Genomic DNA, 14,044 nt, shown 5'->3' on the forward strand with positions numbered 1-14,044 from the left:
CTGGTGAGGATGTTGCAACCATCTCGACCGCTGTGCAACTGTCGTGCGAAACCTTGCAGTTCACAGCTCGGGAAAGGCTGCCGTGACAGATCGCGATCCCATTCGAATCGGACCGCTGCAGACCGACTGCTACGTCTTCGAGGGGGACGGTACCCGTCCGATCGTCGAGGAGAACCTCAAGATCTACTTTGACGCCGACGAGCCGGTCTACCTCCCCGAGGACGTACGGCGCTGGCGCCAGGAGATCGAGGAGGAGCAGCGCACCCGGGCCGTCGCCGGGGCCGACCGGCGCTGGAACCACCCCCGGTTCGCCGTCGAGACGATCGCCGTCACCCGCAGCGACGACGTCGAGGACCCGATCGTCGAGATCCGCTTCTCGCCCTCGGACTACTTCACCTTCCTCGCCGCCCAGCAGCTCGACTCCCGGCGCCTGGAGGAGGGCGACGGCGCCGGGTTCACCCTGCGCGAGCACTATCTGGCCGGCCGGGATCCGGTGACCGTGAACGGGTTCCTGTCCAGCAGCTTCGGCGCCAACGTGGCCGTGGTGACCGGCAAGGACAACCGCATGTTGTTCTCCCGGCGCAGCGCCACCGTCGGCGGCAACGCCGGATTCTGGAACTCCTCGGCCAACGAGGGCCTTTCCGGGAAGCACGACCTCAAGGACGGTGTGCCCGACCTCTTCGGGGCCGCCCGCCGCGCGCTGCGCGAGGAGCTGGCGGTGCACCGGAGCGACGCCTGCGAGATCGAGCTGCTGTCGTTCGGCATGGACCTCGGCCATCACCAGTGGGCCGCCTTCTTCCTGGCCGTGCTGCCCGACCTGAGCGAGGCGGACCTGCGGGACCGCTGGAGCCGGGGCGTCGACGACAAGTGGGAGCACACCGAGTTCCGCTTCGTTCCCGCCGAGCCGGACGCCGTCCTCGACTTCCTGCTCGACCCGGACAACCGCGAGCAGTGGACGCCGTGCGGGCCGGCCCTCTTCTTCCACGCGATCGTGCGCCTGATGGTCCGCCGCCTCGGCGACGCGGGCGAGGGCCGGCTCGCGGTGGAGCGGGCCATCGCCCCGGCCGTCGCGCGGGCCGAGGCGAAGGCGGAAGCGGCCGGCTGAGCGGCCGGCTCGGTTCGGACGGGGCGGCTGTGCCCGTACGGGGCGGGCTCTGTTCGTACGGGGCGGGCCGGCCCCGGGCCCGGCCCGGCCGGTGGCGTACGGGGGAGGGGGTCCCGTACGCCATGGGCCCGTACGGTACGGGCTCGTACGCCTCCGGCTCGTAAGCCGCCGGGGCGGGTGACCCGGTCGGTCAGGCGGTCGTGAGGGCCGCGTAGCCCGGGCGGATCAGCTCGTCGATCAGGCGCCGGCGCTCCGGGAGCGGGAGGAAGGCGGACTCCAGGGCGGCGACCGTGAACTCCTCGAAGACCTCCGGGCCGTAGCCGAAGGTGTCGGCCATGTGCTGGAACTCCTCGCTCATGGTCGTGCCGGACACCAGACGGTTGTCCGTGTTGAGGGTGATGCGGAAGCCGAGGCGGCGCAGCTCGTCGATCGGGTGCGAGGCGTAGTCCTTGGCGGCGCCCGTCTGGAGGTTGGAGGTCGGGCAGACCTCCAGGGCGATGCGGTTGTCGCGGACGTACGAGGCGAGGCGGCCCAGCGTGCCGTCGTCGGCGATGTCGTCGGTGATCCGCACGCCGTGGCCGATCCGCTCGGTGCCGCAGACCTGCACGGCCTCGTGGATGGACTCGGCACCGACGGCCTCGCCCGCGTGGATCGTGAAGTGGCAGTTCTCGCGCTTCAGGTGCTGGAAGGCGGGCAGGTGGCGGGCCGGCGGGTTGCCGATCTCGCCGCCGGCGATGTCGAAGCCCGCCACGCCGTTGTCCCGGTGCGCGACGGTGAGCTGCGCGATCTCCAGCGAGCGGTCGGTGTGACGCATACCGGTGAGGAGGGCGCGGACGGTGATCCGGCCCCCGGTGCGGCGCTCGCCCTCGCGGAAGCCGTGGTTCACCGCCTCGACGACCTCGTCGAGGGTCAGCCCGGCCTCCAGGTGCTGCTCGGGGGCGTAGCGGATCTCGGCGTAGACGACCCCGTCGGCGGCCAGGTCCTCGGCGCACTCGGCCGCGACGCGCTCGAGCGCCTCGCGGGTCTGCATCACCGCGCAGGTGTGGGCGAAGGTCTCCAGGTACCGCTCGAGCGAGCCGGAGTCGGCGGCGTCGCGGAACCAGACCGCCAGCTCGGCCGGGTCCTCGGTGGGCAGCCCGGTGTACCCGCAGGCCCGCGCCAGCTCGACGATCGTGGCGGGGCGGAGACCGCCGTCGAGGTGGTCGTGGAGGACGGCCTTCGGGGCCCGCCGGATCCAGTCGGCGACGACGGGGGAAGCGGCGGGGGAAGCGGCAGCGGTGAGGTTGTCAGACAAGTGCATGGCCGGGAAGTGTACGCCACCCGGGGAGGGTGGTGATGTGACGGTGGCGACAGGCCGCGGGCCGCCCCGGCCGGCCGCCTCAGTTCGACTGGAGCAGCGGCAGCGCGGGCGCGCCCGTCGGGAGCATGTGCTTGGCGGCCAGGACCGGCGTGCCGTCGACCCGTACCACCTGCGTCACGAGCACCGCCGGGGTGTCGGCCGAGCGGCCCAGCTGCTCGCCCCTGCGGCGGCCGAGCAGCGTCGCCGTGACCGCGCTGTGCCCGGCGAGCGGCACGCCCCGCGAGGCGCCCGCGAGCACCGCCAGCATGGAGGTGCGGTCCGGCGCGGCCGTCGTGCGCAGCGCCTCGGCGAAGCCCGGATGGGCCTGCTCCAGGACCTCGTCGGCCGCCGCCCACTCATGGCTGAGCGCCGCCGGACCGGCCTCTCCGACCAGCAGGGACTCCCAGAACCGCAGCTCGGCCGCGGCCGGGGCGAGCAGGTGCTGGGTGGTGAAGTCGGTGGGCTCCTCGACCGTGCGCAGCAGCCCGCGGACACGCAGCGGCGCGGCCGCGCCGAGCAGTTCCTCCAGGGCCTGTACGTGCTCGAAGCCGCGCCGCGGCGGATGCGCGTTGACCGTCCGGCCCACCCCGCGCCGGACCGTGAGCAGCCCGTCCTCCTGGAGCAGCAGCAGCGCCTCGCGCAGGGCCGGTCGGCTGACGCCGAGCTCGCCCGCCAGCTTGGGCTCGGAGGGGAGGGTGGAGCCCGGCGGGTAGGTTCCGTCGTGGATGGCGTCCGCGATCCGCTCGTAGAGCGCGACGACCGGGCGTCGCTGCTGTCCGCGCTGTCCGGCGGCTGCCACGGGACCTCCTCGGGCTTGCTCCTGCTCGTACTTTCCGTACCTTCCTCCGACTACCGTAGTCGGCTCGCGTTGTCTGACAAGTCACTCGTACGGACCTCTCCGCGGGCGCCGAGAGGCGGGAAGCGGCCCATCCTGGTGGGACTGACGACGGGCGGGACGACGGAGGAGAGGGCCGGCCATGAGTCCCAGGGAGACATCGAGCACGGGCGGGGCCCGGGCCGGTGGAGTCGTGACCCCCGGCCGGATCGCGATGGCGGCCGTCGTGGTCCTGCTGCTCGTCCTGATCTTCGAGAACACCCGGCAGGTGCGGATCAGGCTGCTGATCCCCGAAGTGTCCATGCCGCTCTACCTCGCGCTGCTCGCCACCACGCTGCTCGGCGGGCTCTGCGGGTACTACCTCGCCGCCCGGAGGCGCAAGTGAGACGCGCGACCGTCCTCGGCGCCGGCGCCCTCCTCGCGCTCGCGGCCGTCGCCGTCAGCTCGGCGGAGTCGCTCGCCGGCGCCGACGTTCCCGAGGAGCAGGCCACGCCGGACCTCCTCGGCCAGGGCCTCTGGCGGGTCTTCACCGGCCTCGACCCGCGCACCCGTCTCGACGTCCACGACGTGGCGGGCGCCGACCGGCGTGTGCTCTGGCCGCCGAACTGGCGCGTCTGCACGCAGCATCCGGCGCCGGGGACGCCGCGGCAGGCACGCGGCCGGGTGGTGGTGGGCGTGGTGAAGAAGGGCGAGACGTGCCCGGCGCGGGTGACGGCGGCGCGGCGCTGAGCGGGGCGGCGCTGAGCGGGGCGGTGCTGAGCGGGGCGGTGCTGAGGGGTGCGGTGCTGAGCGGGGTGGTGGTGGTGACTGGCGCGGCGCTGAGTGGAGCGGCGCTGAGTGGAGCGGCGTTGAGCGGCGCGGTGCTGAGGGGTGCGGCGTTGAGAGGTGGCGCTCAGCTGGGTGGCGCAGAGTTGGGCGGCGCTGAGCTCGGCGGCCACGAGCGACGCGGCGCCGAGCCACGCGGCGCTCAGTGGGGCGCCGCCCCGTGCGGTCCTTGATCCTCGTCGTTAGAGTGGCCCCATGCCTGGTGATCTTGGTGAGTACGTCGCGGTCGGGACCCGCGTCGGGCTGCGGCCGTTCACGGCCGCCGACGCCGACGAATTCACCGCGCGGGCGCGGGAGAGCCGCGAGCTGCACGCGCCCTGGCTCTTCCCGCCGCTGACGGCAGAGGCGTACGCCGCCTACGCGGGACAGCTGACCGGCAACCCGTGCCGGGCCGGCTTCCTCGTCTGTGACACGGCCGACGGCTCGATCGCGGGATTCATCAACATCAACAACATCGTGCGCGGCGGCTTCCTCTCCGGCGCGCTCGGCTACGGCGCCTTCGCGCACGCCGCCGGGCGCGGGCTGCTCACCGAAGGGCTCGGGCTCGTCCTCGCGTACGCCTTCGGGCCGCTCGGGCTGCACCGCCTGGAGGCGAACATCCAGCCCGGCAACACGGCTTCCCGCGCCCTCGTGCGGCGGGCAGGCTTCCGGCTCGAAGGGTTCTCGCCCGCGATGCTGTTCATCGACGGCGCCTGGCGGGACCACGAGCGCTGGGCGATCACCGCCGAACCCGGGCCGGGCGCGCCTCAGCGCTTGTAGTTGATCTTCATGGTGTCGAGGTCGGTGACCGTCGAACGCAGGCCCTTGTAACCGTGCCCCAGCTCCTTGAGCGCCGTCTCCACCCGGTCCTCCGCGAGCGCGCCCGCCATCTCCTCGCCGTCCGCCGCGTCCGAGACGACGACCAGGCGGTACGAGAAGTGCTTCAGCGCGCGGTCGTAGGTGAGCGAGCCCTCCTCCGTGAACGTCATCGCCGACAGGCCGTGCTCGTCGACCTCGGCGAGCAGCCGCGTGCGGCTCTCCTCCGACAGTCCGTCGAACGTGCCCCGGACGATCACCCGGTAGGTGTGCTTCTCGCTCATTCCCCGCGCCTCTCTCGGTAACGGACCAAGCCTAGGTCGGCGGGTGCGCACCGCAACGGAATTTCTCGGTCAAGCCCTCCCGAGCGGGTTGTCCACCCCCTGGCCAGCGGTGGTTCCGGCGTGTTCCATGGTCGACATGACGACCGTACGACGTGCCGTACTCACCCTGCCCGCGGCGCCGTTGGGCCCGGACAACCCGCTGCCCGCGCTCCGTCTGCTCACGAAGGCCAGAATCCCCGCGGTCGACGCGCGCGACCGGGCGGCGCTGCCCCGCGACATGGCCCGGCAGCTCGGACGCGGCCCGCTGCGCACGCTGCTCCCGACCCGGGTGCGCGACGGGTACGGGCGCGAGCGCACCCCCACCGAGCTCGACACGATCGTGATCGAGAACGACCGGCTCCGCGTCACCGTGCTCCCCGGCCTCGGCGGCCGGGTCCACTCCCTCCTCCACAAGTCGAGCGGCCGCGAACTCCTCTACCGCAACCCGGTGTTGCAGCCCGCCGCGTTCGCCCTCAACGGCGCCTGGTTCTCCGGCGGCATCGAGTGGAACATCGGCGCCCGCGGCCACGGCACCCTCTCCTGCGCGCCGCTGCACGCGGCGGTCGTCCCCGCGCCCGACGGCGGCGAGATGCTCCGGCTCTGGGAGTGGGAGCGGCTGCGCGACCTGCCGTTCCAGGTCGACCTGTGGCTGCCGGAGGGCGCCGAGCACCTGCGGGTCGCCGTCCGGATCCGCAACCCGCACGAGCGGACCGTGCCCTGCTACTGGTGGTCCAACACCGCCGTCCCCGAGGACCGCCGGATCCTCGCCCCCGCCGAGTCGGCCTGGCACCACGGCTACGAGCGCGCCCTGCGCCGCGTCCCGGTGCCCCGTACGACGGACGGCGCCGACCGCACGTACCCCCTCCACTCCCCGCACGCCGCCGACTACTTCTACGCGCTGCCGGACGGACAGCGGCGCTGGATCGCCGCACTCGACGTGGACGGCGCCGGGCTCGTGCAGACCTCCACCGACGGGCTGCTCGGCCGCAAGCTCTTCGTGTGGGGGACCGGCGCCGGCGGCCGGCGCTGGCAGGAGTGGCTCACCGAGCCCGGCACGCCCGGCTACGCCGAGATCCAGGCCGGGCTCGCCCGCACCCAGTTGGAGCATCCGCCGCTGGAGGCGGGGGAGGAGGTCTCCTGGCTGGAGGTGTACGGGCCGCTGAGCGCCGACCCGGCCGCGGTGCACGGCGCCGACTGGGCGGCCGCGCGCGCGAGCGTCGAGGACGCCCTCGCGGAGGCGCTGCCGCGCGCCGGGGTCGAGGCGGAGTACGAGGAGTGGCGGGCGCGTGGCGCCGACGCCGAACCGGGGCCGCTGCTCGCGACCGGATCGGGCTGGGGCGCGCTCGAAGTCCTGCGCGGCGGCCATGAGTTGCCGGGCACGCCGTTCCCGGAATCGCTGATCGGCGAGGAGCAGCGGCCGTGGGTGGACCTCCTGCGTACGGGTGCGCTTCCCGTCCCGGAGCCGGGCGCCGCACTCTGGTCGACGCCGGTCGCCGACCCGTGGCGCGACATGCTGGAGACCGCGCCCGCCGACCCCGTCACCGAGTACCACCTCGGCGTCGCGCAGTGGGCGGCGGGCGATCTGGCCCAGGCGGTACGGAGCTGGGAGCGCGGCCTGAAGAACGCGGCCGAGCGCTGGCCCCTGCTCTACTGCCTGGCCGTCGCCGACCGCGAGGACGGGCATGCGGAACGGGCCGCCGAGCGGTACGCGGAGGCCTTCGACGAGCAGGCCCGGGACCGGGACGGCGGCGACCCGGTCGTCGCCGCCGCCCTCGCCCGCGAGGCGGTCCCGGCCCTGCTCGACGTCTCCCGCACGGCCGACGCCCGCGCCGTCCTGGACCGCCTCCCGGACGAGGTCCGCGCCCGCGGCGCCTTCCGCTACCTGGAGGCCCGGCTGCTGCTCGCCGAGGGGCGGCCGGGCGAGGCCCGCGCCGTCTTCGACGCGGGCTTCGAGGTGGCCGACCTGCGGGAGGGCGCGGAGGAGCTGGGCGAGCTGTGGTCCCGCATCACGGACGAACCGCTGCCCGCCGCATACGAGTTCAGGATGCGCGCGACCGACGAGTGATCACACCCGGCACAGGATCTCGCCGTGCGGGACCATGAACCAGGCGTCGTGCTCCTGGCCCCAGGCGCGCCACGCGTCCGCGATCGAGGTCAGCTCCTCGCGGGTCGCGTGGCCGCCGTCGACAGTCAGCCGGGCGTACACCGACTCGGTGGTGCGGTCGGCCCACAGGCCGCTCCACCACGCGCGCTCGTCGGGCGAGGCGAAGCACCACACGCCGGCGGACGAGGTGACGTCGCCGAACCCGGCCTCGTGGGCCCAGGCGCGCAGCCGCCGGCCGGCGTCCGGCTCGCCACCGTTGGCGCGGGCCACGCTCCGATACAGGGCGGCCCAGCGGTCCAGTCCCGGCGACTGCGGGAACCAGGTGAACGCGCCGTAGTCGCTGTCCCGCGCCGCCACCACGCCGCCCGGCCGGCACACCCGCCGCATCTCGCGCAGCGCCTGCACCGGGTCGCCCACGTGCTGCAGCACCTGATGGGCGTGCACGATGTCGAACGAGTCGTCGGGGAAGTCCAGCGCGTGGACGTCGGCGACCGCGAACTCCACGTTCGCCGCGCCCCGTTCGGCCGCGGCGGCCCGAGCCTTCTCCAGCACGTCCTCGGCCGAGTCCACCGCCGTCACCCGCCCCGGCGCGACCCGCGCGGCCAGATCGGCCGTGATGGTCCCCGGCCCACAGCCCACGTCCAGGACGTCCAGCCCTGCACGCAGCTCGGGGATCAGATAGGCGGCCGAGTTCTCGACGGTGCGCCAGGCGTGGGAGCGCAGGACGGACTCGTGGTGGCCGTGGGTGTAGACGGCGGTCTCGTGCGGGGTGGACGACGCGTTTTCGTCGGCGTGGGGCATGGCCGGGCTCCCAGGGGTGAGTGGGTGCGGTGCGGTGTGTGGTGCGTGCTGATCACGGTACGCCGATCATTCGCATCATGAGACCCCGTTCTCACCATGTGGACCCACTAGCTGAACAGGCCCCGTGCATAGCGGAGTTCGCGCAGTGCCAGACCGCCGTTCTCCTCGACGACGGCCGCGCCGTCAGGGCGCCAGCCGGCCGCCTCGTAGAACGCGCGCGCCCGGGCGTTCCCCTCCAGCACCCACAACCCGGCCTCCCGGAACCCGGCCGCCCCCATCGCCGCCACCGTCGCCCCGAGCAGCGCTCGCCCCACCCCGCGCCCCCACGCCTCCGGCGCGGCGTACAGAGCGGACAGCTCCGCGGTGAACGCCGGGTCCAACTCCTTGCCGGGCCAGGCCCGGAAGCAGGAGAAGGCCTGGGCGGCTCCCGTGTCGCTCGTGGCCAGGAGCAGCGTCGGCGCTCCGGGAGCTGACAGGCGGTCGCGCCAGACCGTCGTGCGCTCGGCGATGTCGAGCCCGTCGAGGAACGCGGCGGGGATCAGGCCGCGGTAGGCGGCCTGCCAGGAGCGGACGTGGACGGCCGCGACGGCGGGCGCGTCGGAGGCGTGGGCGATGCGAATCGGCATGGCGGGCATTGTCGGCGGCGCCGCGGCGCGCCGGCCACCGGTTTCCGGGCCGCCCGGACGCGGATCGTCGACCGGCCGGTCGATGCGATCAAGCCGCCGGTCGAGAAAGGTCAGTTGACTACCTCTGGGTCCGCGCCGGTCCGTGCCACTCCCACCTCCGCTCCCCGTCCTCGAACGTCTCCGTCGGTGCGAGCCCCGCCGCCCGGGCCACCGCCGCCGAGGCGTGGTGATCGGGGTGGACGTGCGCGACCAGGGACGGGACGCCCTGTTCGCGGAGCCAGTCCGCCAGGGTCGCCGCGGCTTCGCGGGCCAGGCCGCGGCGTTGCCATGCGGTGCCGAGGACCCAGGCGATCTCGGCGGTGTCGGACGTCACCGTGGCCTGGACGGTGCCGATCGCCGCGCCGCTCTCGCGCAGCCGCAGCACCCAGTTGCACCAGGCCGCCGACCGGGGCTCCGGCGGGCCGGCCAGGAGGCGGACGTAGCGGGCGCGCAGGGCGGGTTCGGGAAGCGGCGCGCCGCCGATGAAGGTGTGGAGGGCGGGATCGGCGAGGGCCTCGGCCATCTCCGCGGCATGGTCGAGGCGCAGCGGCTCCAGGTCGAGGCGGGCGCTGCGCAGCGGGGCGGCGGTGAGACGGGTCGGCTCGGGTGCGGTCATGCGTACAGGCTGCCTCATGACCTCGTGTGACGCCGAGCGCGGATTCGACTTGACGGAGCCTCACATGACAGGCCCGTGAACGGACCTCCCGCGCCCCCGCCCCGCCCCTACCCTGACCCCCATGACCGCCCCCGCCCGCCGCACGCTCCTCAAGGCGCTCGCCGCCGCGCCCGCCCTGTCCGCGCTCGGAACCGTCCCGGCCGCCGCCGCCCCCGGCATCGTCAAGCCGCTGCCGGCCGAGTACTTCACGATCCGCGGCACCAACGCCGAGGCACGCTACGAGTCCTTCGTCGACACCGGCCTGCTCACGCCCAACGCCCGCTTCTTCGTCCGCAACCACACCACCACCCCCGTCCTCGACGCCGCCGACTGGCGTCTCACCGTCTGGGGCGACGGGCTGCACGGCCGCAGTCCCGTGCACTTCAGCTACGGACAGCTGCGCGACCTGCCCGCCGTCAGCCGGACGGCCGTCATCGAGTGCGCGGGGAACGGCCGCAGCCTCTACGCCACCCAGCAGGGCGAGACGGTCACCGGCACCCCCTGGACGCTCGGCGCGATCGGCGCCGCCCGCTGGCGCGGGGCCCGGCTCTCGGACGTGCTGCGGCTCGCCGGGATCGCCGCCGACGCCGTCGACGTGATGCCGCGCGGCCTCGACGACGAGTACGTCACCGGCGGCGTCAGCCTGGGCAGGGTGCGCCGCCCGCTGCCCGTCGCCAAGGCGCTGGACGACGTCATCCTCGCGTACGAGATGGACGGCGAGCCGCTCCCGTACGACCACGGGCACCCGGTCCGGCTCGTCGTGCCGTCCTGGGTCGGCATCGCCTCCATCAAGTGGCTCGGCGACATCGAGGTGTCCCGCGCCCCGCTCGCCTCGCCGTGGACCACCGAGTACTACCGGATGTTCGGCGAGGCGTACCCGCCCGGCGGCAGCGCCCCGCTCACCCGGCAGACCCTCAAGAGCGCGTACGAGCTGCCCTTCGGCGCCACCCTGGAGGCCGGACGCACGCACCGGCTCACCGGCCGCGCCTGGTCCGCCCTCGCGCCCGTGCGCCAGGTCGACGTGTCCGTCGACGGCGGCGCCCACTGGCGGCCCGCCAGGCTGCTCGACGTCCCCCGCCCGAACGGCTGGGTCCGCTGGACCGTGCCCTGGCACCCGCACCGCACCGGACCCGCCACGCTGCTCTCCCGGGTGACGGACGCCGCCGGGAACACCCAGCCCGAGCGGGCCGTGCACAACACCCAGGGCTACCTCTTCAACGCGACCGTCCGGCACCCCCTCACTCTCGTCTGACCCGCGCCTCACACCCTCGCCTCACCCTCGCCTGAGGGGCGAACCGTCCCGAACCTCCGTATAAAGGGCTCTGTGGGCTCGAGGCCACGGAGGTCCGGGTTCGGAGGTTCGGGAGGTTCGGGACATGCGGCAGACCGCCCCGGAGGGTCGCGGCCCGGTGCGTTACGGGCCGCCCGCGCCGGAGCCCGGACTCCCCGTGCTGCCCCGCCTCGCCGCCGTGCTCGCCGCCGCCGCGGACCGCACCGCGCCCGAACCGCCCGGCGGCGGACCCGTCCTCCGCGAGGCCGCGGCCGGCTACTGGTGGCGGCGCGGCCTGCGCACCCACGCCGAGGACGTCGTCGCCGCCCCCGGCGCCCCGCCCCTGCTGCTCGCCCTGATCGCCGCCCACGGCGGCGACCTGCTGCTGCCCCGGCCCTGCCCCGCCTGGTGGACCCCGCAGGCCCGGCTCCTCGGCCGGCCCGCCTACCACGTGCCCACGCCCGCCGAATGCGGCGGCGTGCCCGACCCGTACGCCCTCCTGGAGACCGTCCGCCGGGTGCGCGCCGAGGGCGGCCACCCCCGGCTGCTGCTGCTCTCCGTCGCCGACGACCCCACGGCCACCGTCGCACCGCCCGAGATCCTCCGCGAGGCGTGCGAGGCGGCCGTCGCCGAGGGGCTGCACATCATCAGCGACGAGACCTGGCGCGACACCCTGCACCGGCCCCAGGACACCGTGCTGCTCAGTCCCGCCGAGATGTGCCCCGACGACGTCACCGTCCTCACCGACCTGGCCGGCGCCCTCGCCCCCGCCGCCTGGCCCTGTGCCGTCGCCCGCTTCCCGCCGACCGCCGGCGCCCGCGCCGACGGCTACGGCGACCCCCGGGCCCGTACCCTCGACATCCTCACCGCGCTCGGCGCCCTGGTGCCCGGCCCGTTCGCGCCCGCCGCCGCGCACGCCCTCGACGAACCCGAGGACGTGACCGTACGGGCCCGGCTCACCGCCCGTCTGCACGGACGGGTGGCCGCCGCCGCCCACCAGGCCGTGCTCGCCGCGGGCGCCCTCGCGAGGCCCCCGCAGGCGGGCCGCCACCTCTACGCCGACCTCGGGCCGCTGCGCGCCGGACTCGCCACCCGAGGCGTCACCGACTCCCTCGAACTCGAGAACCACCTCACGGCTCGGCTGGGGACTCCGGTGCCCGGCGGCCACCGCTTCGGCGACGAACTCGGCGCGCTGCGCGTCAGGTTCGACACCGCCGCCTTCCTGGGGACCAGCGAGGAGGAGCGGACGGAGGCCCTCACCGCGCCGGCCCCGGAAGAACTGCCGCACGTGGCGGCGGCACTGATCCGCTTCGGAGCCGCCCTCGACGAACTCTCCCGACTTTCCCGACTCTCCCAGTAGCAAGGTCACTTGACAGACACCGCAGCATCAGACGGAGGCAGCAGAGATGACGGAACAGACGGCCCGGCCGCCCGGGGCCCCGCACTCCGCCGGCACCCCGCACACCACCGCAGCTCCCCCCGCCCCCGACCCCGCCGCTCCCCCCGCCCGGCCTCCCGTCGCTCCCGCCGCCCCGCCCCCCGTCGCTCCCGCCCCGCCGCCCCCCTCCGCGCTCCAGCCCCTCGGCCGGCTGCGCCTCGACTGGCCGCGCAGCTTCGCCGACCGGCTCACCGCGCCGCTGCCCGGCGTCCGCGCCATCGCCCGGTTCGCCCGCGAGGGCGCCGTCCGCCCCACGCCCGACGGGCTCCGGGACATCCAGCGGCTGCCCTTCGAGCCCGGCCCGCTGCCCGAGGCCGGGCCGGACACGCTCGCCGTCACCTGGGCCGGACACGCCAGCTGGGTGGTACGGATCGGCGGCCTCACCGTGCTCACCGATCCCGTCTGGTCCCGCCGCATCCTCGGCACACCGGCCCGGCTCACCCCCGTCGGCGTCCGCTGGGAGGACCTGCCGTCGGTCGACGCGGTCGTCATCAGCCACAACCACTTCGACCACCTCGACGCGCCCACCCTGAAGCGACTGCCGCGCCGCACTCCCGTCTTCGTCCCCGCCGGGCTCGGGCGCTGGTTCACCCGGCGCCGGTTCAGCCGGGTCACCGAGCTCGACTGGTGGGAGGCGGCCGAACTCGGCGGCGTGCGCTTCGACTTCGTCCCCGCGCACCACTGGTCCAAACGCACCCTGCGGGACACCTGCCGCTCGCTGTGGGGCGGCTGGGTGCTGCGCGACCGGGCCGGCCGCCGGGTCTACTTCGCGGGCGACACCGGCTACGGCCACTGGTTCGGCGAGATCGGCCACCGCCACCCCGGCATCGACCTCGCGCTCCTTCCCATCGGCGCCTACCACCCGCGCTGGTGGCTCGGCGACGTCCACACCGACCCCGAGGAGGCCGTCCGCGCCTTCCAGGACCTCGGGGCGCGCCGGATGGCCCCCATGCACTGGGCCACCTTCGTGCTCTCCGCCGAGCCCGTCCTGGAACCCCTCACCCGGGTCCGCGCCGCCTGGGAGATGGCCGGACTGCCCCGCGAGGACCTGTGGGACCTGGGGGTCGGAGCCTCACGCGTGCTCGTCACGTGACTCGTCACGTGGCTCGTCACGCGACTCGGCGGGCATCTCGCCGTGCTGCAGGCGCAGCCTCCGCCACACCGGCGGCACCGCGCTGATCAGCACCGTCAGTCCCACCGCCGCCACCACGCCCTCCCAGGGCTCGGGGAAGAGCGAACCGCCCAGGATGCCGATGAGCGCGTACGTCGCCGCCCACGCCAGACACGCCGGCAGATCGCCCCGCGCGAACCGCCGCAGCGGCATCCCGGCGAGCAGGCACGCCAGCATCACCGGGATCCGGCCGGCGGGCACGAGCCGGGACAGCACGAGCACCGACACCTGATGGCTCTCCAGCCGCTCCTGCGCGTGCGCGAGGCGCTCCGGCGTGACCCGGCCGCGCAACGACGCCAGCCACCGCGAGCCGCCCCGGGACCGCACCCCGCGCTGCCCGAGCCAGTACAGGGCCAGATCGCCCAGGAACGCGGCGCAGGACGCCACCAGGAACACGAAGAGGAGCGAGAGCGGCTCCGTCTGGTGGAAGGCCACCACCGAGGCCGAGCTCACGATCGCGCCGGTCGGCACGACCGGCACCAGCGCGCCGAGCGCCACCAGGAGGAAGAGCGAGGGATAGCCGACGGCCTGCTGCGTCGACTCGGGCGGCAGCTCCCGCACCACCGCCACCAGACGCCCGATCACAGCCCGCCACCCGACCGCGCCCGCCCGCGGCAACTCGACCGCGCCCGCCCGCCGCCCGGCCCCGCCTCCCCGTTGCCGCCCGATGGCGTCGGCCCGCCGCCCGGCCATGCCCGCCCGCCGGCCGGCCCCGCCA

At 74.8% G+C, this 14,044-nt stretch carries 16 protein-coding genes; 9 read left to right on the forward strand and 7 right to left on the reverse strand.

Translation table 11 applies throughout. The features are described from left to right. Positions 1 to 82 precede the first annotated feature (82 nt). On the forward strand, positions 83 to 1,105 hold the full coding sequence (locus tag ACWEV0_RS15355) for a translation initiation factor 2 (RefSeq protein ID WP_453149769.1): 1,023 nt from the start codon (positions 83 to 85) through the stop codon (positions 1,103 to 1,105). A 190-nt stretch (positions 1,106 to 1,295) separates the two neighbouring features. Here the strand turns inward: ACWEV0_RS15355 and ACWEV0_RS15360 are convergent, their stop codons facing one another. Together ACWEV0_RS15360 and ACWEV0_RS15365 are read right to left on the reverse strand one after the other, a co-directional pair. Further along, on the reverse strand, positions 1,296 to 2,405 hold the full coding sequence (locus tag ACWEV0_RS15360; RefSeq protein ID WP_453149770.1) for an adenosine deaminase: 1,110 nt from the start codon (positions 2,403 to 2,405) through the stop codon (positions 1,296 to 1,298). 79 nt (positions 2,406 to 2,484) lie between these two features. After that, positions 2,485 to 3,243 carry a GntR family transcriptional regulator gene (locus ACWEV0_RS15365; protein ID WP_453149771.1) on the reverse strand — a complete coding sequence of 253 codons (759 nt, stop codon included), beginning with the start codon at positions 3,241 to 3,243 and terminating at the stop codon, positions 2,485 to 2,487. A gap of 178 nt (positions 3,244 to 3,421) precedes the next feature. Between ACWEV0_RS15365 and ACWEV0_RS15370 the strand changes: the two genes are divergently transcribed. Genes ACWEV0_RS15370 through ACWEV0_RS15385 form a run of 4 tightly spaced genes read left to right on the forward strand, consistent with a single transcriptional unit; the run spans position 3,422 to position 4,863 of the window. After that, positions 3,422 to 3,664: a DUF1049 domain-containing protein gene (locus tag ACWEV0_RS15370; protein WP_453149772.1), complete on the forward strand. Its 243-nt coding sequence runs from the start codon at positions 3,422 to 3,424 to the stop codon at positions 3,662 to 3,664. Further along, positions 3,661 to 4,008, forward strand: a complete 348-nt coding sequence (locus ACWEV0_RS15375; protein ID WP_453149773.1) for a hypothetical protein — start codon at positions 3,661 to 3,663, stop codon at positions 4,006 to 4,008. Before ACWEV0_RS15370 ends, ACWEV0_RS15375 begins: the two co-directional genes overlap by 4 nt. Positions 4,009 to 4,031: 23 nt before the next feature. Further along, positions 4,032 to 4,277, forward strand: coding sequence for a pentapeptide repeat-containing protein (locus tag ACWEV0_RS15380; protein ID WP_453149785.1), 246 nt, complete (start codon positions 4,032 to 4,034; stop codon positions 4,275 to 4,277). Between the two features lie 22 nt (positions 4,278 to 4,299). After that, positions 4,300 to 4,863 (forward strand): GNAT family N-acetyltransferase, encoded by a 564-nt coding sequence (locus tag ACWEV0_RS15385; protein ID WP_453149774.1) that lies wholly within the window; start codon positions 4,300 to 4,302, stop codon positions 4,861 to 4,863. Here the strand turns inward: ACWEV0_RS15385 and ACWEV0_RS15390 are convergent. Then, a complete protein-coding gene (locus ACWEV0_RS15390) occupies positions 4,851 to 5,183 on the reverse strand; it encodes a DUF6204 family protein (protein ID WP_453149775.1) in 333 nt (110 codons plus the stop codon). The two genes, ACWEV0_RS15385 and ACWEV0_RS15390, sit on opposite strands and share 13 nt — an antisense overlap. Positions 5,184 to 5,319: 136 nt before the next feature. Here ACWEV0_RS15390 and ACWEV0_RS15395 point away from each other — a divergent pair, with 136 nt between their 5' ends. Further along, complete coding sequence (locus ACWEV0_RS15395) at positions 5,320 to 7,287, forward strand: DUF5107 domain-containing protein (protein ID WP_453149776.1); 1,968 nt, start codon at positions 5,320 to 5,322, stop codon at positions 7,285 to 7,287. On the opposite strand, the gene ACWEV0_RS15400 is transcribed toward ACWEV0_RS15395, so the two are convergent. From ACWEV0_RS15400 to ACWEV0_RS15410, 3 genes are all read right to left on the reverse strand, one after another. Further along, positions 7,288 to 8,127, reverse strand: coding sequence for a methyltransferase domain-containing protein (locus ACWEV0_RS15400; RefSeq protein ID WP_453149777.1), 840 nt, complete (start codon positions 8,125 to 8,127; stop codon positions 7,288 to 7,290). A 107-nt stretch (positions 8,128 to 8,234) separates the two neighbouring features. Next, the gene (locus tag ACWEV0_RS15405) at positions 8,235 to 8,753 is read right to left on the reverse strand and encodes an N-acetyltransferase family protein (RefSeq protein ID WP_453149778.1); all 519 of its coding nucleotides are present in this window, start codon (positions 8,751 to 8,753) and stop codon (positions 8,235 to 8,237) included. 118 nt (positions 8,754 to 8,871) lie between these two features. Next, a complete protein-coding gene (locus tag ACWEV0_RS15410; RefSeq protein ID WP_453149779.1) occupies positions 8,872 to 9,408 on the reverse strand; it encodes a GNAT family N-acetyltransferase in 537 nt (178 codons plus the stop codon). 121 nt (positions 9,409 to 9,529) lie between these two features. Between ACWEV0_RS15410 and ACWEV0_RS15415 the strand changes: the two genes are divergently transcribed. The 3 genes from ACWEV0_RS15415 to ACWEV0_RS15425 all read left to right on the forward strand — a co-directional run bounded on the left by ACWEV0_RS15415 (position 9,530) and on the right by ACWEV0_RS15425 (position 13,248). Next, positions 9,530 to 10,699, forward strand: a complete 1,170-nt coding sequence (locus ACWEV0_RS15415; RefSeq protein ID WP_453149780.1) for a sulfite oxidase — start codon at positions 9,530 to 9,532, stop codon at positions 10,697 to 10,699. 124 nt (positions 10,700 to 10,823) lie between these two features. Continuing rightward, positions 10,824 to 12,077 (forward strand): aminotransferase class I/II-fold pyridoxal phosphate-dependent enzyme, encoded by a 1,254-nt coding sequence (locus ACWEV0_RS15420; RefSeq protein ID WP_453149781.1) that lies wholly within the window; start codon positions 10,824 to 10,826, stop codon positions 12,075 to 12,077. A gap of 46 nt (positions 12,078 to 12,123) precedes the next feature. Next, on the forward strand, positions 12,124 to 13,248 hold the full coding sequence (locus ACWEV0_RS15425) for an MBL fold metallo-hydrolase (RefSeq protein WP_453149782.1): 1,125 nt from the start codon (positions 12,124 to 12,126) through the stop codon (positions 13,246 to 13,248). Here the strand turns inward: ACWEV0_RS15425 and ACWEV0_RS15430 are convergent. Further along, positions 13,228 to 13,911: a DedA family protein gene (locus tag ACWEV0_RS15430; RefSeq protein ID WP_453149786.1), complete on the reverse strand. Its 684-nt coding sequence runs from the start codon at positions 13,909 to 13,911 to the stop codon at positions 13,228 to 13,230. The genes ACWEV0_RS15425 and ACWEV0_RS15430 overlap by 21 nt on opposite strands. Positions 13,912 to 14,044: the final 133 nt, after the last annotated feature.

Source organism: Streptomyces sp. NPDC003943 (assembly GCF_053605265.1).